General features: G+C 56.8%; 24 protein-coding genes. 13 read left to right on the top strand and 11 right to left on the bottom strand.

The window, feature by feature from the left end; translation table 11 throughout:
• On the bottom strand, window positions 1-799 hold a 799-nt coding region (locus ABI171_RS02400), incomplete at its 3' end, for an SLC13 family permease (RefSeq protein ID WP_348091024.1).
• 352 nt (window positions 800-1,151) lie between these two features.
• On the opposite strand from ABI171_RS02400, the gene ABI171_RS02395 reads away from it, so the two are divergent.
• Window positions 1,152-2,075, top strand: coding sequence for a LysR substrate-binding domain-containing protein (locus tag ABI171_RS02395; protein ID WP_348091023.1), 924 nt, complete (start codon window positions 1,152-1,154; stop codon window positions 2,073-2,075).
• Window positions 2,076-2,078: 3 nt separating this feature from the next.
• Here ABI171_RS02395 and lepB read toward each other — a convergent pair whose 3' ends face one another.
• The gene (lepB, locus tag ABI171_RS02390) at window positions 2,079-2,744 is read right to left on the bottom strand and encodes a signal peptidase I (protein ID WP_348091022.1); all 666 of its coding nucleotides are present in this window, start codon (window positions 2,742-2,744) and stop codon (window positions 2,079-2,081) included.
• Between the two features lie 126 nt (window positions 2,745-2,870).
• Between lepB and ABI171_RS02385 the strand changes: the two genes are divergently transcribed.
• A complete protein-coding gene (locus ABI171_RS02385; protein ID WP_348091021.1) occupies window positions 2,871-3,374 on the top strand; it encodes a GNAT family N-acetyltransferase in 504 nt (167 codons plus the stop codon).
• A 91-nt stretch (window positions 3,375-3,465) separates the two neighbouring features.
• Here ABI171_RS02385 and ABI171_RS02380 read toward each other — a convergent pair whose 3' ends face one another.
• Window positions 3,466-3,936 carry a cupin domain-containing protein gene (locus tag ABI171_RS02380; protein WP_348091020.1) on the bottom strand — a complete coding sequence of 157 codons (471 nt, stop codon included), beginning with the start codon at window positions 3,934-3,936 and terminating at the stop codon, window positions 3,466-3,468.
• Between the two features lie 32 nt (window positions 3,937-3,968).
• On the bottom strand, window positions 3,969-4,580 hold the full coding sequence (locus ABI171_RS02375; protein ID WP_348091019.1) for an isochorismatase family protein: 612 nt from the start codon (window positions 4,578-4,580) through the stop codon (window positions 3,969-3,971).
• 172 nt (window positions 4,581-4,752) lie between these two features.
• Here ABI171_RS02375 and ABI171_RS02370 point away from each other — a divergent pair, with 172 nt between their 5' ends.
• The 9 genes from ABI171_RS02370 to ABI171_RS02330 all read left to right on the top strand — a co-directional run bounded on the left by ABI171_RS02370 (window position 4,753) and on the right by ABI171_RS02330 (window position 11,031).
• Complete coding sequence (locus ABI171_RS02370) at window positions 4,753-5,748, top strand: helix-turn-helix domain-containing protein (protein ID WP_348091018.1); 996 nt, start codon at window positions 4,753-4,755, stop codon at window positions 5,746-5,748.
• An 86-nt stretch (window positions 5,749-5,834) separates the two neighbouring features.
• Entirely contained in the window at window positions 5,835-6,353 is a 519-nt protein-coding gene (locus ABI171_RS02365; RefSeq protein ID WP_348091017.1) for a hypothetical protein, read from the top strand.
• A 362-nt stretch (window positions 6,354-6,715) separates the two neighbouring features.
• Window positions 6,716-7,243, top strand: a complete 528-nt coding sequence (locus tag ABI171_RS02360; protein ID WP_348091016.1) for a sterol desaturase family protein — start codon at window positions 6,716-6,718, stop codon at window positions 7,241-7,243.
• Window positions 7,244-7,324: 81 nt separating this feature from the next.
• The gene (locus tag ABI171_RS02355) at window positions 7,325-7,846 is read left to right on the top strand and encodes a hypothetical protein (RefSeq protein ID WP_348091015.1); all 522 of its coding nucleotides are present in this window, start codon (window positions 7,325-7,327) and stop codon (window positions 7,844-7,846) included.
• 11 nt (window positions 7,847-7,857) lie between these two features.
• Window positions 7,858-8,673 (top strand): DUF2145 domain-containing protein, encoded by an 816-nt coding sequence (locus ABI171_RS02350; RefSeq protein ID WP_348091014.1) that lies wholly within the window; start codon window positions 7,858-7,860, stop codon window positions 8,671-8,673.
• 63 nt (window positions 8,674-8,736) lie between these two features.
• Window positions 8,737-9,168, top strand: a complete 432-nt coding sequence (yiaA, locus tag ABI171_RS02345; protein WP_348091013.1) for an inner membrane protein YiaA — start codon at window positions 8,737-8,739, stop codon at window positions 9,166-9,168.
• 99 nt (window positions 9,169-9,267) lie between these two features.
• A complete protein-coding gene (locus ABI171_RS02340; protein WP_348091012.1) occupies window positions 9,268-10,191 on the top strand; it encodes a DNA/RNA non-specific endonuclease in 924 nt (307 codons plus the stop codon).
• A complete protein-coding gene (locus ABI171_RS02335; RefSeq protein WP_348091011.1) occupies window positions 10,184-10,429 on the top strand; it encodes a hypothetical protein in 246 nt (81 codons plus the stop codon). Before ABI171_RS02340 ends, ABI171_RS02335 begins: the two co-directional genes overlap by 8 nt.
• Before the next feature lie 29 nt (window positions 10,430-10,458).
• A complete protein-coding gene (locus ABI171_RS02330; RefSeq protein ID WP_348091010.1) occupies window positions 10,459-11,031 on the top strand; it encodes a hypothetical protein in 573 nt (190 codons plus the stop codon).
• Between the two features lie 4 nt (window positions 11,032-11,035).
• Here the strand turns inward: ABI171_RS02330 and kynA are convergent, their stop codons facing one another.
• Both kynA and kynU read right to left on the bottom strand, forming a co-directional pair.
• A complete protein-coding gene (kynA, locus tag ABI171_RS02325) occupies window positions 11,036-11,878 on the bottom strand; it encodes a tryptophan 2,3-dioxygenase (protein WP_348091009.1) in 843 nt (280 codons plus the stop codon).
• 24 nt (window positions 11,879-11,902) lie between these two features.
• Complete coding sequence (gene kynU / locus ABI171_RS02320; protein WP_348091008.1) at window positions 11,903-13,165, bottom strand: kynureninase; 1,263 nt, start codon at window positions 13,163-13,165, stop codon at window positions 11,903-11,905.
• 234 nt (window positions 13,166-13,399) lie between these two features.
• Between kynU and ABI171_RS02315 the strand changes: the two genes are divergently transcribed.
• Both ABI171_RS02315 and ABI171_RS02310 read left to right on the top strand, forming a co-directional pair.
• The gene (locus ABI171_RS02315) at window positions 13,400-13,876 is read left to right on the top strand and encodes an Lrp/AsnC family transcriptional regulator (RefSeq protein ID WP_098493604.1); all 477 of its coding nucleotides are present in this window, start codon (window positions 13,400-13,402) and stop codon (window positions 13,874-13,876) included.
• 236 nt (window positions 13,877-14,112) lie between these two features.
• Window positions 14,113-14,340: a hypothetical protein gene (locus tag ABI171_RS02310; RefSeq protein ID WP_348091007.1), complete on the top strand. Its 228-nt coding sequence runs from the start codon at window positions 14,113-14,115 to the stop codon at window positions 14,338-14,340.
• A gap of 78 nt (window positions 14,341-14,418) precedes the next feature.
• Here ABI171_RS02310 and ABI171_RS02305 read toward each other — a convergent pair whose 3' ends face one another.
• From ABI171_RS02305 to ABI171_RS02285, 5 genes are all read right to left on the bottom strand, one after another.
• A complete protein-coding gene (locus tag ABI171_RS02305) occupies window positions 14,419-14,835 on the bottom strand; it encodes a VOC family protein (RefSeq protein WP_348091006.1) in 417 nt (138 codons plus the stop codon).
• Between the two features lie 90 nt (window positions 14,836-14,925).
• Window positions 14,926-15,465, bottom strand: coding sequence for an SRPBCC family protein (locus ABI171_RS02300; RefSeq protein ID WP_348091005.1), 540 nt, complete (start codon window positions 15,463-15,465; stop codon window positions 14,926-14,928).
• Window positions 15,466-15,502: 37 nt separating this feature from the next.
• Window positions 15,503-15,937, bottom strand: coding sequence for a YciI family protein (locus ABI171_RS02295; protein WP_348091004.1), 435 nt, complete (start codon window positions 15,935-15,937; stop codon window positions 15,503-15,505).
• A 529-nt stretch (window positions 15,938-16,466) separates the two neighbouring features.
• Entirely contained in the window at window positions 16,467-16,781 is a 315-nt protein-coding gene (locus ABI171_RS02290) for a hypothetical protein (RefSeq protein WP_348091003.1), read from the bottom strand.
• 37 nt (window positions 16,782-16,818) lie between these two features.
• Window positions 16,819-18,318 carry a DegQ family serine endoprotease gene (locus ABI171_RS02285; protein WP_348091002.1) on the bottom strand — a complete coding sequence of 500 codons (1,500 nt, stop codon included), beginning with the start codon at window positions 18,316-18,318 and terminating at the stop codon, window positions 16,819-16,821.
• Between the last annotated feature and the right edge of the window lie 34 nt (window positions 18,319-18,352).

The raw sequence follows: 18,352 nt of genomic DNA, 5'->3' as shown, positions 1-18,352 counted from the left end.
TGATCATCAGCGCCAGCACCACGCCGATCATGAACATCACCACCGGATCGATTTTTCCGCTGATCATGACGCCGAGTACAAACACGGTCAGCACGATATTGATCCAGAAATTTCGTGGCCGGCGGATTTTCTTTTCGTCATCCGACAGTTCACGGGTGTGCACGAAGCCGATGGCTGCGCCTTTGGTCAGACCAAGCCGGCGTTCTTCTTTCAAGCCCAGCCACCAGGCAATCGAAAAGACGAATACCAGGCCGACTATCTGTACCGGAATCAGGGGCATGAAAATCTCGCTGACCGGAATATGCAAGGCGGCCGAGGCGCGGATCATGGGGCCGGTCCACGGCAGGAAATTGACGCCGGCTGCGAGCGACGCCACGCAGGCCAATATCCGCTTGTCGATGCCCAGCCGCTGGTACAGCGGCAGCATGGCTGGAATCGTCACCAGGAAAGTGACGGCGCCGGAGCCGTCGAGGTGGATCAGTAGCGCCAGTAGCGCGGTGCCGGGCACGATGCGGCTGGGACGGCTACCGACGACGCGCAGGATACCGGAGATGATCGGGTCCAGCATGCCGGCATCGGTGACGATGCCGAAGAACAGGATCGCAAACACGAACATGCCGGCCACCGGCGCAATCTTGGTGATGCCTGAGACGATAAAGGTGGAGGTCTCGAGGCCGAAGCCGCCGACCAGGGAAGCGATGATAGGAATAGCGATCAAGGCTACCAGCGGCGACATTTTCTTGGTCAGAATCGCCGCCAGCAGCGTAAAAATGGTAATGAAGCCGAGCAGTGCCAGCATGTTGTCTGTCTCCTATCCTGTAGATATTTTTATAGGAGGCTGTTGCAGAATTAAAGTGACCTCGAACAACCCCACCAGGTCATTTCCGACCGAGCCTTGCGCGACCCGGTCTGGCGCGACCCGGTCATTCCCGCGAACGCGGGAATCCAGGGGGCGCTCAGCCTTTACGCTCTAGAATGGATCCCCGCGTTCGCGAGGATGACGGCGTTTTTCGAGGTCACTTTAATTCTGCAACAGCCTCTAAATGTTGTTATTGTTTTTGTGGCTACAGACATTCTGGCCGTCCGGCTTTGTACTGTAAAATGGCTTTTTCCGATGGATTGATCGGAAAAACAGATGAATGGACTGCGTCATGAAACTGAACATCTCCACCCGTTCGCTGCACGCCTTCCTGGCGCTGCAGGAGTGCAAGCACTTCACCCACGCCGCCGAGCGCTGCTTCATGTCGCAATCGGCCTTCAGCGTGATGATCCAGAAACTGGAAGAGACGGTTGGCGCCAAACTGTTCGAGCGCGACACCCGCAACGTCACCCTGACGGCGGAAGGCGAGCTGTTCGCCGAGGTGGCGCGCGCGCTGGTCACTGATATCGAATCGGCGTTTGCGGACATGAGCGATTACGTCGCGCGGCGCAAGGGCAGGGTGGCGATCGCGGCCTTGCCGTCGCTGGCGGCGCATGGCTTGCCGGCGGTGATCGCCGAATACAAGCAGGCTTATCCGGGCATCACCGTGCAATTGTTCGACGCCTTGTCGGACCAGTGCCTGGCCTTGCTGCGTCAGGGTAAAGTCGATATCGCATTGACTGCGCCCGGTTCCGGCCTGATTGAATTCGACACCAAGACCTTGTGCAGCGATCCCTTTTATCTGGTGTGCAGAGAGGATCATCCGCTGGCCGGCAAGCGCCGAATCCGGGTAGCCGATCTCAGCGGCTGCGAGTTGATCCACCTGGCCCGTTCCACCAGCGTGCGCCAGCATGTGGAGTTGCTGCTGCGCGGCATACCGGTGATGAATTCGGGTCTGGAAGTGGAGCATCTGGCGACTGTGGCCGGCTTGATCGAAGCCGGGCTGGGCGTCAGCATCGTGCCGGAGCTGACCCTGTTCCAGTTCCGTAAAATGAATCTGGTCAGCATTCCGGTTGATGCGCCTGACGTGGTACGGCCGATCCTGATCGTGAAAAAGAAAGAGCGTTCTCTGTCGATTGCCGCACAGGGCATGTCGGAGCTGATTGAAAAACGGCTGCAGACGACAGGCAGCCGCATCAAGAAATCGGCTGCCTGAGCGTTATTGCAAGGCCATGCCGAAACGTTCGGTGCGCGGCATCCGGTTGCCCTTGATATCGGCAGACACCAGGATACGCTCGGCCCGGCCGATCAGCAACTCGCGCGGCACAAAGCCGAAATGCCGGTAGTCGCCGCTATTGTCGCGATTATCGCCCAGCATCAGGTAGTGATCCTGCGGTACCGTGACCGGACCGAAATTGCGATTGGCGTCGACCTCGGGCAGGACCTGGATCCTATGCTGCTCGGCGCCCATCTTCTCGTTCAGACGCAGGGCAACGATAGAACCCTGACCCATCGGTTCCGGCGCCGTGCCCAATGCGGCATAGCTGGCTTCCTGGCCGTTGATGATCATCTTTTCATTGCGCATTTCCACCGTATCGCCGGGCAGGGCGATGACGCGCTTGATCAGCCGGGTTTCATCCAGCGGTGAAAAGAAGGTAACGATATCGCCGCGTTTAGGCTCGCCCAGATGGCCAAGGACGATATTGGTCAGCGGGACTTTCAAGTTGAACGCCAGCCGGTTTACGAAGACCACATCGCCTTCCAGCAGGTTGGGGCGCATGGAGCCGGACGGAATCGGATTCCAGTCAGCCACTGCGGTACGGAAAATCCCGAAAAGCAAAAGGAACATCAGGAATCCCTTGTTGGCCCGCATCCAGTTTTTCATTTTATTTCGCCTTTCGGTGATGGCTGATGTAGTACATAAAGCATTATGATAGAGCGTATCTGCTTTTTCCGTTTACACAGTATGCCATCAAATTTGCCAGTCATTCTTCATTCCCGGCGACTGCTTTTGCGCCGCCCTGGTGGCCAGGATATCGCGGCTCTGTTCAGCATTTATGGCGATCCGGCCACCAACATCTTCAATCCTGCACCACCCTGCAAAACCGTGTCGGAAGCAGAGGGCACGATGGAACGCTGGCTTTTGCAATGGGAGCAGCATGGCTTCGGCCTGTGGGCGATCAGTTTCAGGGAGGCGCCAGAGACCGTCATCGGCTTTGGCGGCCTCAGCTACAGGCAGTTCGGTGAACTGGAAAAAATCAACCTGGGCTATCGTTTTTCCACCCAGGTGTGGGGGCAGGGATTGGCGACGGAGTTGTCGCGGAAGGCGCTGGACTTCGGCTTTCGCACCCTTGATGCCGAGGAAATATGGGCGCTGGTCAGGGAAACCCACCTGGCGTCGCAGCGCGTATTGGAGAAAGCCGGCATGAAACAGATCGCCAAGGTGGCTGAGCCCTTGGGCGGCGCCGGCAGCTTCATTTATCAATTGCATCGCAGCGCCTACCTTGGCGATTAGACAAGCGAACGCTTGCTGCAAATAGCCGTTAGGACGTTCAGTCCTGCCAGCAATCCGCCGAGTGGCGTCTCGTGGCAAGAGTGTAAGCGGCCTATGGTTTGGGCGTTTGCGGCAGCAGATCGAAGTGATCGGCCTGGTACTGGAACAGCAGACAGTCTTCGCCTTTATTGCAACCGCTGTAATGGGACAGCTTGGCCGGCAGATTGTAGAAAGAACCGGCCGGATATTCCACACGCTTGCCATCGATCACCGCATAGAAAGTCCCCTTCAACACCACGGTAGGCAGGTTTTGCGAATGGGTGTGGAATGGATTGTCTTTACCCGCCGGGAAGATCACAAAAGCCTCATACGGGCCTTTGCCGGTCAGGTTGCCGCGCACATTGGCGTATTTAATGCCGCCTGTGCCGGGAATTTCTACCCACTTCAAATCGGCTGCAGGCAAGGAAACCAGCTTGCTCGCATGTTTTGCATGCGTACCGCCTTCGGCGGCGGTGGCGGCAAACAGCTGGCTTGAGAACAGGAGTGAAGCCAGCAACAGGCAGTTTTTGGATAAGGTTGTCATCGTTGTGCTTTCAGGTTTTACTGCGTCAGGTTTTATTGAGTCAGGGGTAATTGCAGGATTTGTTTCGTGGTCATGATGTCGCCGAAGGTGTCGGCAATCGAGGCCAGCGCCGCCCGGTGCAGCATGGCATGTGGCAGCACGCCGCCTGCGGTGTCCAGATCCCGCGTCGCGCAAGCGTCATCCGCCACGATCACGGCATAGCCGAGCGGTACGGCATCGCGAGCGGCTCCGGCCACGCAGGCGTGCGTCATCAGGCCGCTGATGATCAAGGTCTTGATGCCGGCCGCTTTCAGGCGGTTGTCGATATCGCTGGTCGGAAACACGCTGACGGAAGATTTTTGCACCACGCTGTGATGGCTGGCTGGTTGCAGTTCCGGATGAAATCCAACGCTGGCGCCGTCTTCGGCAAACACTGGCGCGCCGGCAGGGCTGACGTGCTGGACATGGAACACCGGCAGCTTTGCCTGATCGGCAAAGGCGATCAGGCGCCGGGCATTTTGCAGAGCTGCCATGCCGTCCGGGATCGGCATCTTGCCGTTGAAGTATTCATTCTGGAAATCGATCACCAGCAAAGCCGTGCTGCCGGCGTCGATTTTGGCCGCTGCGGTGGCGCCTGCCATGGTGCGGATAGTTGGATGGTTCATCTCGATGCTCCCGATTACTATGTTGGCCCGATGAACGCCCATCGCTCACCGTTGCTTTCGTTCGGGCCCGCCGTAGTGGAAACTACGACGGACGCCGGAACAGGACGAAGTATCGGCGGCCGGCGACCATGGCGAAAGTGGCCTGATAGACATAATGTGATAAGATCGGGCCATGTCAAATCCAGTCCCCATTTCTCCCGTTCCCGCCTCCGAACACGCGCATACCGTAGCCGTGGTCGTCTTCGAAGGCATCAGCCCGTTCCATCTGTCCGTGCCTTGCATGGTGTTCGGCGACGACCTGGCCCGGCTCGGCGTGCCGCGTTATCGCTTGTTGATTTGCGCTGCGGAGACTGGTTTGGTTGCCACCATGTCGGGATTTAATATTGAAGTGGAGCATGATTTATCAGTGCTGGCGCAGGCAGATACGGTGATCATACCGGCCTGGCGCGATCCGGACGAACGGCCGCCGGAGCTCTTGCTGCAAGCCTTGCGCAGCGCGCACGCGCGAGGCGCGCGCGTCGTCGGCTTGTGCCTGGGCGCGTTCGTCCTGGCCGAAGCAGGCCTGCTGGATGGCCGTAGCGCTTCCACGCACTGGGTCTGGGGCGAGGACTTCGCCCGCAAATACCCCAAGGTCAGGCTGGACCAAAAGGTCTTGTATGTGGACGATGGCGATATCCTGACTTCGGCTGGCACCGCCGCCGCGATCGATTGCTGCCTGCACTTGTTGCGGCGCGATCATGGCGCCGATGTCGCCAACCGTATCGCCCGCCGCATGGTAGTGGCGCCGCACAGGGATGGCGGCCAGGCGCAATATATCGAACAGCCGCTGCCGCAAACCGGCGGCGCCGACCAGCTCACCGTCACCCTGGATTGGGCGATCGAGCATCTGGAACAGCCGCTGTGTCTGGATGTGCTGGCCTCCAGGGCGGCGATGAGCCGGCGTAATTTCACCCGGCGCTTCAAAATGAAAACCGGCGCCACCGTCTCGCAATGGCTGCTCAACCATCGCCTGGCCTCGGCGCAGCGCCTGCTGGAAACTTCCGACAAGGCGGTCGACCGGATCGCCGAAATGGTCGGCTTTGGTTCCACTGTGTCGCTACGCCAGCATTTTACCGCCGCGTTTTCGATATCACCAGCGGCCTACCGCAAGCAATACCGGCGTGCGTGAGCGCAGGCGGGTTTGTTATACAATTCGGGTTCCCGCATTTTTCTTGCGCCGTTTTCAGGCCTTGAGCTACCAGACACCACTCCGCAATGACAGATAACTCCGCAGCACCCCTCGAAGAATCAGATGACGCCACCGGCGACGCCGGCCAGAAAATCCAGGAACCGCGCCTGTGGTGCGACGACGGCTGGACCGCGCGCATCATGAAGAACGATGACGATGACGGCTGGGCCGTGGCGATGATCAAGGATGGCGAGCGTGAACCGGCGCTGATCGGCCCCTGGACCATGGGCCGCGACAAGAAAAATCCCAAGCCGCTCGATCCTTCCGCGTTCATCACGCTGGTCAAGACCGCCACCGAATTCGTACGCCGCCACGAGCAGCAATTGCACGCGATGCTGCACAAGACCATTGTCGTCAGCGACGGCGCTGCAACGATCAGCGTTACGCTCGACATCATTCCTGACGACGATTTCCCGTACGCCGTACTGACTGCCCACGATGAAGACCGTGAACAACTGGCGCAGGTCAAGGTCGCGGCCACATTCAAGCTGAGCCAGAGCAGCGCCAGCACCTGGGTGGCTAACGAGTTCCGCAAGCCGAACTGACATCTTCCTGCCTGTTTTTTACTTCGAAACGCCTATTTTCGGATCCCCCCGGTCCGGCGGATCGAGGTGCTGGTTAATTCGCCAGTGCCTTTGTTGCCGGTAAGTGGTTTTCTGATGTGTGTAATGTATTTCCTTCGTATTCCCTCTGATTCGTCGACCTCTCCTTGAAAAGGCTTGGATGAGCGTAGCGCTGATGCTTGCCGTAACGCGACCTGCCTGACGGCGTCACCTGTTTTCTTCCGTTCTTCTAATTCAATGTCAATGGACGTGTGCCTGAAGCGATTAGTGCAATTCTACTGAATAAATGGTTGCGTAAATATCAATTCCTTATTAAATTGACAAACCGAAAATAAAAAAAGGAAATGATGGCTTTATCAAAAAAATGGCAGCTTTCAGCACTTGAATATCATGTTGATTTCCTGATCGCCCCGGTTCTGTTTGGCTTGGCGATATGGCTGGCTCCCGTCTCGCCATGGCAAATCATTCTCGGAGTATTGGCATGGTCGTTCGCAGAATACGGGGTTCACCGGTTTTTATTTCATAAGCGTTTCCGGCGCGACCATTGGGCTCATCACGTTAACGCCACAGCCTATATCGGCATCTCCGGAATTCAAGTTGGCTTGGCTTATACCTTATTACTGTTGCCGGCATGGTGGTTAAAACTGACGTCCGTCTATGCAGGTTTCATGTTTGGATATTTCGCCTATATGGCGCTGCATTATGCGATGCATCGTCCGTTATCGTGGCTTGGCCGGATGATTGACAGCCTGGTACGCAATCATGAGATGCATCATTTGAAGGGATTTGAAAAGAATTTTGGCGTCACCTCACCTTTGTGGGACCTTGTATTCCGAACCTATGTTCGTCCGTTGCCGGTTTCCGCCGGCTGACGGGTTTCAGGATTTTGCAATGTGCTGCAATACCGGCATGTTGGTTTTGTTTGATTAAATTATTCCATGTAGCAATGTTCATTGTTAAAAATGACATGTATTATTGCTGGCCGAATTGCGGCTTTGGCAATTTATTTCCATCAACAAGCTAGGGACATCATGAATCTGAGAAATTTGCGCATTTCTGTACTGGCGGTAGCTTCGCTAGCCGCATTAAGTTCGACTGCATACGCCGCAAACGGCAGCCAGGAAATCAGTGCCGGCGGCGTCAGCATCGCTGCATCGCCGCTAGGTTCAATTGAAGGAGGGCCGCTGGTTGCCAGTACTTATTTTGTGGTCGGGGCGTCATTCGTCGTTGTAGGAGTCGGAACCGTCGTTGGAAACGCAATAGAAGTCATCATCCAGAATACTGTCGACGGTAGCAAAGCGGTACTCAAGGCTTCTGCTTCCGTGGCGCACGAGGTCGGGCTTTCGGTAGGCAGCGGCATTAAAGTGGTGGCTGAATCGACCGGATATACGCTGGTTGCATCGGGAAAAATCCTCGCATTTGTGCCAAATGCAGTAGGCAAGGAACTGCTTTATCAATCCAAATTGTCAAAATGAAGAGGTTGGACATGCTACGTCGAATTTCGTGCTTCCTGATGCTGGCCATTGCTCTGCATGGTGTGGCCCGTGCCGGACAAACCTGTTCCGATGCGCCGCCACGCCCTGATTCTGTACGTATGGCATTCAGCAGCGCCAACGATCTTTCAGCGGCGTTGGATAAAGCCCAGCCTCAAGTGGCTCTGGTGGCGAGGGTCGGCCAGGATCTCTCAAAATACGGTCTGCGCTATTCGCATATCGCCTTTGTGCTCAAAGATCCAGCATCGGGCCAATGGCGCACCATGCATTTGCTCAATGCCTGCGGAACTGCGGATTCAGCGATTTGGAAAGAAGGGTTGGCAAATTTCTTCCTCGACGATCTTTTCAGTTATGAATCGCTGTTGATCATTCCTTCGCCAGAGGCACAACGCAAAATCCTGGTCAACCTGGCTGACCCTTCCAAATATCTGGAGCTGTTTACGCCGCATTACAATATGCTGGCCTATCCATTTGCCACTCGTTACGAAAACTCTAATCAATGGGTGCTGGAATTGCTCACCAAAATGTACGCTGACAATATCGAGATAGACAGCCGGGAAAAAGCACAGCAATGGCTGAAGTTGATGGGGTATGAACCGACCACGCTTAACCTTGGACCAATGACCCGCCTGGGCGGGCGCATGTTTCGTGCCAATGTTGCTTTCGACGACCATCCGAACGAACGACGGTTTGCCGACAAGATTGATATTGTGACCGTGGTGTCGATGACGCAGTTTCTTAAAAAAATCGACCCCGCAACGACACTGACCGTGGTGCCGGAACCAAAGCTGAGTGCGTTACCGAATTAAGCAGCGTCAATCCGCATCCGATTCAAAATAATTTTCTAACTCACAGTCATAGGGGATCTGAACATGGCCAATTCGTCACAACAACCGTCTTTCGCTTTCGTTGCCGCTTCTTGGGTGGCTTTACTCGCGGGTTTTATCGCTTTCCTGGCCGGCCTGTTCAACGCCACCATGCAACTTAACGAGCGTGGCTACTATTTCACGGTGCTGGTGTATGGCTTGTTTGCCGCCATTTCCGTGCAAAAGAGCGTGCGTGACCGGGTCGAAGGGATTCCTGTGACAGGGATTTATTATGGTCTGTGCTGGGTTTCGGTATTGCTGGCCGTCCTCTTGCTTGCCATCGGTTTGTTCAACGCCAGCCTGGCGCCGAGCGAAAAGGGGTTCTACGGCATGTCTTTTGCGCTTGCCCTGTTTGGCGCCATCGCCGTACAGAAAAATACCCGCGACATACAGTCGGCAAAGCCAGCCGTGATCGATTCGGAAATCTCGCAAGCTTAAAGACGGATTGCTGCACTAAAAATCACGCCAGGTTCGGATAGTTCTTGGTGTGATTTAAGTTAAACCTTATACTGTGTATTTATACAGTTTTGGTGAGCAATGCCGTACAAGTTCCGTCGTTTTCTGCTTCTTGGTTTGTTTCTGACTTCTTCTGTATTTGCTACAGATTGTCCATCGCATTACGCTGGCGGCCAGGCGCCTAAAATCCTGAATGACAAGCTGGCGCGCCAGACCCAGGAATTGTGCTACCAGGCTTTTGCGGTCATGCATTCGAGCGTTACGCGCACGCCCTTGTGGTCGGCCGAGCACCTGACGCGCGATAACATCGATGCTGCGCGCACCCTGTCGCGTGAAAACTCCTTTCATCCCGAACCGGGTTTGCTGATCAGCGGCCGCGCCGAGCTCAAAGACTATGCGCGCTCCGGTTTCGATCGCGGCCACATGAGCCCGAATGGCGACATGGCCAACCGGACTTCGCAGTACGAAAGCTTCAGCCTGGCCAACATGATTCCGCAGAATCCGCAAAACAACCGCCATATCTGGGCCGGGATCGAGAGCGCAGTACGGCGCATGGCGGTCAAGGACGGCGAGCTGTATGTGATTACCGGTCCGGCCTTCCTCGGCCAGGATCTGCAAAAAATCGGCAATGTGCTGGTGCCTACTTATATCTATAAAGTCGTTTACAGTCCCAAGAGACAGCAGGCCGCCGCCTACTTTATCAAGAACGAAGATACCCCGCATTATCAGACCTTGTCGGTATCGCAACTGGAAAGCACCTTGCGTATCGATCTGCTGCCGGGCGTGTCAAAACGCGTCAAGGATGTGGCGATGACCTTGCCTGCCGCTGGCGGCCGCGGCGAACGCAGCGCCTCGGAACGCAGCACGCCGGAAAGGTGGCCCGAGCCGGCAACCCAAGTCAAGAAAATAGAGAAGGACTTACTGTCGAAATTAATGGATGATGTGGTGAAGATGCTGGTCAATTTCGTCACAAATCTGATTAACAAAGGATGGTCGCATGTCTAAATTTACGCCGTTCGCCGATGAAAGCGCGACGCTTGCCATCGGCAAGCTGAATATCGAAAATCGCCTGGACCGGGTGAGTTTGTTCGGCGATCTCGACCTGACGCTGGATGCGCCCGGGCTGGAGCTCGCTAAAACTTTGCAAGCGCTGGTTAACCGGGTGGTGGAAGAGCTCGAATCGAGAACCTTGCCGGACAAGGTGGCTGTTGCTCCGGTGGTCAAAGTCAGCAATCCGTTTTAAATACAAGATTAAAAACAAGAGGCAACAAGATGGACGAAGCAACGGCGGGTAGTGATCCGGGATTGAGCGAAGTCGGCATGCTTGGCAATGGCGCGCCGCAGAGCCAGGTGCTGGAGCTGGTTGCCAAGCGCAAGCATGGCGTCGAAGGATGGGAGCCCTTTCATTACGAAAAAGTTTCCGAGAGCGATTATGAGGTCAGCGGCGGCGTTCCGGCGCTGATCGGTGGCGTCAAGAAATGGCCAGGGCCGCATAGTTCAGTGGTGGTGTCGGTGGCGGAGTTGGAGCAGGCCGCCGTGGCCGCTGAGACCGCTCATGCACCCGCTAAAACCGCGGCGCGGTCGATGCAAGTGGGCGCTATGCTTGCGCAGACCGCTGATGCCGGCGTCTCGCCAGACTATTTGACAGTCGTCTTGCAACTGCCGTCCGATGAGCAAGGCCGCAAGCGACTATGCAATGCACTGAGCCTGGGCACGAATTTCTTCGGCGCGCAAGTGACGGCGACGTCGTTGGCGGATGAGATCGCCGTCAACCAGCTGCTCGAATTGCGCTGCGATCCGGCCGATGTGAGAGACGCGCGCGAGCGGGCGACAAGGCGCGGTTAAGATGTTAAAGAGAAGTCCGCAGTGAAAACAATTCCGGAAACAGCACCACATCCAGCATCATCTTGAGATAGCTCGCGCCCTCGGTGCCGCCGGTGCCTTTCTTGAAGCCGATGATGCGTTCCACCGTGGTCAGGTGGCGGAAGCGCCAGTAGCGGAACGACGTTTCCAGGTCGACCAGTTTTTCCGCCAGCTCATACAGCTCCCAATGCGTGTCCGGTGTCTTGTACACCGTCAGCCAGGCTGTTTCCACCGAATTGTCGGCACTGGTGGGCAGGCTCCAATCCATGCTCAGGCGTGCCGCGTCTACCGGCAAACCGGCGCGCGCCATCAGCATCACCGCCTCATCGTAGATCGACGGCTGTTGCAGGGCATCTTGCAAGCGTGCATACGATTCGGGCGAATGCTGATGCACCTGCAGCAAGGCGGCGTTCTTGTTCCCCAACAGGAATTCGATTTCCCGGTACTGGTAGGACTGGAAGCCGGATGAATGACCGAGATAGGGTCGGATCGCCGTGTATTCCGGTGGCGTCATGGTCGCCAGCACATCCCATGCGTGCACCAGCTGATCCATGATGCGCGCCACCCGCGCCATCATCTTGAAAGCCGGCGATAAATCGTTATTGCGCAACTGCTGGCGCACCGCGTGCAGCTCATGCAGCATCAGCTTCATCCACAGCTCGCTGGTCTGGTGCTGGATGATGAACAGCATTTCATTGTGGTTGGGCGAGAGCGGCTTTTGCGCCGACAAGACCTGGTCCAGCGCCAGGTAATCGCCATAGCTCATGTTGTCTTTGAATTCCATCTCGGCGCCATGCCAGGAATTTTCAGGTTTGTAAGGGCATTCCATTTTTCTCTCCCGCTTGATCAGGTATCAGGTGACGGCTTCTTGCTGCGCGTTGATTTCATAGTCTTTGCCGATCAGGATCTGGCGCACGATCTCGACGGCGTCCCAGACATCGGCGAAGCCGGTGTAGAGCGGCGTAAAGCCGAAGCGCATCACCTGCGGTTCTCGGTAGTCGCCGATCACACCGCGCGCGATCAATGCGCGCATGATGCCATAACCGTGCGGATGGGCGAAGCTGACATGGCTGCCGCGCTCGGCATGCGCGCGCGGCGTCACCAGTGTCAGGTCGAGGCCGGCGCAGCGGCTTTCCACCAGGCTGATGAAGAGGTCGGTCAGCGCCAGCGATTTGCGGCGCAGGGCTGACATGTCGGTTAATCCGAATACATCAAGGCCGCATTCCACCATCGCCAGCGACACGATGGGCTGGGTGCCGCACAGCGCGCGCCGGATGCCATCGACCGGTGCGAATTCGGCTTGCATGGTGAACGGTGCACGATGGCCCCACCAGCCTGACAGCGGCTGCCGGAACTGCGCATGATGGCGCGGTGCGATCCAGGCAAAGGCCGGCGCGCCGGGGCCGCCGTTGATATATTTGTAGGTGCAGCCGACCGCGAAATCGGCATTCGCCGCATGCAGGTCGATCGGCACGGCGCCGGCCGAATGGGCCAGGTCCCACAGCACCAGCGCGCCCTGTTCCTGGGCGGCGGCGGTGACTGCGCGCATGTCATGCAGATGGCCGCTGCGGTAGTTGACGTGGGTCAGCATCAGCACGGCGGTTTCCGCATTCACTGCGCTGGCGAGTTCTTGCGGCGAATCGATCAGGTGGATGCGGTAGCCGCGGTTCAGCCATTCTGTGAGGCCCTGCGCCATGTAGATGTCGGTCGGGAAATTGTCGCGTTCGGTGACGATCACCTTGCGCGTCGCCGCATCCGGCTTGGCGGCTTGCAGCTGCAAAGCACCCGCCAGCAGCTTGAACAGGTTGATCGAGGTGGAGTCGGTGATCACCACTTCGTTATCCTTGGCGCCGATCAGCGGCGCCAGCTGGTTGCCCAGGCGGCCTGGCAGGTCGAACCAGCCGGCCTTGTTCCAGCTGCGGATCAGGTCGACGCCCCATTCTTGCTGGATGACTTGCTGCGCCCGTTGCAGGGAGGCGCGCGGACGGGCGCCGAGCGAATTGCCATCGAGGTAGATCACGCCGGGCGGCAAATCGAATTGTTCGCGCAGCGGCGCCAGCGGATCGTCGGCGTCCAGCGCCTGGCAAGCGGTGCGGCTGTCGATATTATTTGTCATTTTTTTTGCTCCAGAAAATTAAAGTTGGCGCAGGACGGCCCGCACCGGGCAGCCGTCGGCGATATCCCGGTTGGCTTGCGCGCTGAACTCGGTGTCGATAGCGATCTCCCATGCTGAATTCGTGGAATTATTTTAGGCGAGCTGATTGGAATTTTTATACGAAATTGCGATACAATTTCAGTTAATTTTAGAATATATCTAAAAATAACCTGAAAATATTGAAAGATAATTTCAATGCAACTGGATGCCATCGATTTAAACATTCTGACGCTGTTGCAGCAGAATGGCCGCATCAGCAACCAGGATCTGGCGGAACAGGTATTCCTGTCGCCTTCCTCCTGTCTGCGACGGGTGCGGATTCTTGAAGAAGAGGGCATCATCAGCCGTTACAGCGCCTTGCTGAGCCCGGAAAAACTCGGCCTGGAACTGGATGTGTTCGTGCAAGTCACCATGCGCCGCGATGTCGAAAGCTGGCATGAGAACTTCATGCAGGCGCTACAGAATTATCCGGAGGTGGTCGGTTCCTACATCATCACCGGCGACGCCAATTATCTGCTGCGGGTGAAGGCGCGCAACTTGAAACACTATTCCGCCTTCGTGCTGGAGAAGCTGTACAAGATACCGGGCGTGCAGGATATCCGCTCGAATATCGTGCTGCAGGCGATCAAGGAAACCTACGAGCTGCCGCGCGAATTGTTGCGCGATGCCTGAGCTATCTCGCGACAGCGGATTTACCCAAATTGTAACTATTCAGTCCCTATGCTTGCTGAAACCGCTGTCATCCCCGCGAACGCGGGGATCCACATTACGCACTAACATGGATTCCCGCGTGCGCGGGAATGACCCGGTCAGGAATGACCCGGTCAGGAATCACGGTGTGGACTGTCGGTCGGTATCTTATGGCCGCTGAATAGTTGCCAAAAATTTTATATAGAGTTTATTAAATCATGGCAAAGACGATCGAAGAAGTTTTGCAGAGGCAGAAAGACGGCGCGCAATTTGTGCTGTCCGCACCCTTGCTCGGCCTGGATGTGGAAGATTTCGATACTGTGGCGCAGATCTGGGTCAAGGAAGGCGGCCCGGGTTTCAAGGTGGTCGGCGTGCCGCACCGGAAATGTATCGACGGCGAATTCTTTATCGACCGGGTGACGGTCGCCAAATTGCCGGTTTTTTAACGCCCGCATGGAGTAACGCGCCGCCGTCCTCCCGGGACGTGCGGCGCGCAAATTTTTCAACGATGCTGCGATTGGCGATCAGGTTTCTTTTTCGCAGTTGATCATCCATGGCGTACCGAACTGATCGGTTACCATGGCGAAACCGGCCGCCCAAAAGGTTTTCGCCAGCGCCATTTTCACCACGCCGTTTTCTTTCAATGCGTTGTACAAGCGCTCTGCCTCGGCCAGCTTGTCGACGGTTAGCGACAGGGTAACGCCCTGGGCTTTTTCAAAATATCCCGGCGGACAGTCGGAGCCCATCAATACCAGGCCTGGCGCTTCCAGCCGCACATGGGCGAGATGATCTTTCGAGCTCGGCGGGCATTGTTCGCCGCCGCCGTCCGGGGTTTCGCCGTAAGTCATCTTGAGAACGATTTTTCCGCCCAGGACTTTCTCGTAGAACTTGAACGCGGCGTCGCAGTTGCCGTTGAAATTAAGGTAGGGATTCAATTGCATGACGTGCTCCTGTTATGAATGATTGAATGAAGAAACCTGCAAAAAACGTACGTCTTGTGTTGCAATGCGAGACGCAATGCTAAACGCCGCTTACTTTTCCGCGACGGCTTTCAGGTTGGCAAGACCGGTCTCGAAATCCTTGCCGATCATGCTGTCCATACTGAAAAACAGGCCCATGATTTTCGATAGATAGGGTTTGGGGCCATACATGGCCCAGGTCACATTGTTGCTGTCGCCCTGGGGTGTAATCGTAAATTCCGCCGTGTTGTGGCCTTCCAGCGGTTTGAAGAAATCCAGCTTGATCACGATCTTGGAAGAGGGCGATGTATCCGTGATTTCCATGCGCCCCGAACCCACCGTGCCGCTCTCGCCGTCCCATGCATACACCGCGCCTTTACCGCTGGCGGCGCCGCTGAAGCTGCGCTGCATGGCCGGGTCCAGTTTCTCGTAGGGCGACCAGGCTCCCCACTGGTGGAAGTCATCGATCATGGCGAAGATCTTGTCCGGCGGCGCCTTGATCGAGGCCGTGCGCCGGACGTTGAATGTGCCGGACTGGAGCGCGGCAAGGCCAAGCGCCAGGACCAGTGCAAGCACAACGACGATGGCAGCGATGGTGATGATCTTGCGCATGAAATTCTCCTATGTGATGTGAGGTGTCCGGTTGCGGTCAAGACTTGGCGGTGGCGGCCGCCTGCCGGCGCAAGCGTTCCTCGGTTTCGCGCAACTCCGGCGTGAAGGCGTCGCCGAAATCCTCGGCCGCAAATACCTGGCGCAGCTCCAGTTCGACGTTGCCGCCGGCATCTTCGGCCGGCCAGCGCTTGACCCATTCCAGCGCCTCGGCTTTCGACTCCACTTGGATCATGGTGAAACCGGCGATCAGTTCCTTGGTTTCGGCGAACGGGCCGTCGATGATGGTCGGCTTGCCGCCCGAGAACTTGATACGCGCACCCTTGCTGCTGGGATGCAGGCCTTCGCCGGCCTGCATGACGCCGGCTTGCACCATTTCTTCGTTAAATTTTATCATTGCCGCGATCAGCGATTCGCTGGGCATGATGCCCGCTTCGGTTTCTTTGTCGGCCTTGCGTATGATCATGAAGTGCATGTTGAACTCTCCGTTAAGCGTCATGTAAAGTGTCAGTGAATGAGTCGGGGCGTGGGCCGCGGCGGCCGCCGAAATCCCGTTTCTGCTAAGTAGTCGAACCACGGACGGCAGGATCGACAAGTTGAAAATATTTTTTAATTATATTTGGTGGATATGGTTTGATTGCCAAAAAAACCAAATTTTTTTAATGATGGTGCGGGAGCTGGTGAGCCGGGGAGTCAGGATTTTGCGATGGCAGGTGAGAGGGAATAGGTAGGGTAGGCGGGTCACGCGCAATTTGCAAATTGAGCGATCGCTCAAGTGCTGCCGATTGCAAAAAAACGTTATTCAGGCTTGACAACCAGCGTCGATGCATCGTAGCCGCTGTCGCAACAGGCAGTTGAGGTACAACAATAAGCAGATGTAAAAAATCCATATAGATCAACCACATAGCTGATCCGAATCGGAGTTATCAACAGGACTGTCCACAGTTTCTGTGGGTAACTTTGCTCTGAATGAGAATTCAAGCAGGGAGCGTTCAGTCAATCAATCAGTCAATCACGACCGCCATGAAGACGGTGGACAAGCTGAGCAAGGTTAGGCCGAAGATGAAGGCGATGTCGGCATAATGCTCAAGCCGCGCGCTCTGGGTCGAACGCATTGCGGCATAAGACAGCACGCCGCTGGTGAGAAACACCAGGCTGTTCAGCGCCAGCAAGTGGCTGAGCCAGACCGCCAGCCCGCTGAATCTTGCGAGTTTGATAATCGACAAGGCCGTGATGCAAACCCCGATCATGGTGGCGGAAGAGGGCAGGATGTGTTTCGATAAATTGTTGTCGCCAGCGTTATTTATCTGCTTGATCATCGCTGCCCCGTTTTTCGCCAGGTTCCGTCAAATTCGATTAGCCTAGATTCAGAGGGACGAAGATCTTGTCTTTGTCGCGCTGCACCAGCAGCGCCACATTCTTGCCCGCCTTGCTGACCAGCTGACGCAACTGCTCGACGCTGTTGACCGGCTTGCCGTTGAGCGACAGTATCACATCGCCGCGCTGGATGCCTGCCACCGCCGACGGCCCGGTGGCGTCTTCCACCACCAGCCCGCCGTGGATGCCGACCTGTTGCTGCTCGTCCGGACTCAGTTCGCGCAGGGCCAGGCCCAGCCGTCCTTGCGAGTTGGCGCCGTTATCCTTGCCCGCGATCTTGAGCGGCGTGGCTTCCGTCAGCTTGATCGTCAGCGTCTTGGGTTGGCCGGCGCGCATTACTTCAATGCTGCTGGAAGTGCCGGGCGCGGTATCCGCCACCAGGCCAGGCAAGTCAGCCGACTGGTTGATGGCTTTGCCGTCGAAGCGCAGGATCACATCGCCCACTTGCATTCCGCCCTTGTCGGCCGGGCTGCCCCTGTCGATCGAGCTGACCAGCGCGCCGGCGGCGCTCTTCAGGCCGAACGATTCAGCCAGGGCTTGATTGACCTCTTGCACGGCGACGCCGAGATGGCTGCGGGTGACTTTGCCATGCGCGACCAACTGTTGTTCAACCTTGGTGGCGACGTCGATAGGGATCGCAAACGACAGGCCCTGGTAACCCCCGGTCTGGCTATAGATCTGCGAATTGATGCCGATCACTTCGCCCTTGATATTGAACAGCGGGCCGCCAGAGTTGCCGGGATTGACGGCGACGTCGGTCTGGATGAACGGCACATAGGTATCGTCCGGCAGAGTACGCGACTTGGCGCTGACGATGCCGGCGGTCGCGGTATTTTCAAAGCCGTAAGGCGAGCCTATCGCCAGCACCGGCTCGCCGACCCTGGTCAGGGCCGGATTGCCGATCTGCACAATCGGCAGATTCTTGGCGTCGATCCGTATCACGGCGATATCGCTCTGCTTGTCGGAGCCCAGCACCTTGGCCTTGAATTCGCGGCGGTCGGTCAGCTTGACTGTCACTTCCTGGGCGCCGTCGACCACATGGGCGTTGGTCAGGATCAGGCCATCAGAGCTGATGATGAAGCCGGAGCCTTCGCCGCGCATGATTTGCGGATGGCGCGGGATTTGCAGTTGCGGGCCGAAGCGTTTGAAGAATTGCGAGAACGGATCGTTCGGATCGGCGTCAGCCGAATCGTCATCCTGGTCGGCTACAGCGCTTTGCTTGGCCTTGCCGGTGACGCTGATGTTGACTACCGCAGGTCCGGCGCGTTCGACGATGCTGGAAAAATCGGTAGCCACCGCAACGGCGGGCGCAGCGTTGCTGACCGTTGCCGCCGGCGCCGCTACAGGTACGGTTGCAGGCACCGCCGCGTTCGCATTTTCGATGCCGATGTCAGCGTTCCTGGAATGCAGGTAGGCGCCGCCAGCCACAACCAGAACGGCGGCTGCAATGATGCTGCGGGTGAAATTCTGACGAGTCATGCTGTGCTCCTTTGCGGATGGAATAGCACACAGC

Origin of the sequence: Collimonas sp. (genome assembly GCF_039923675.1) — a bacterium.
Classification (GTDB): Bacteria; Pseudomonadota; Gammaproteobacteria; order Burkholderiales; family Burkholderiaceae_D; genus Collimonas.
Note: the sequence above shows the minus strand (reverse complement) of the source record. Positions and strands in the feature narration are given on the sequence as shown.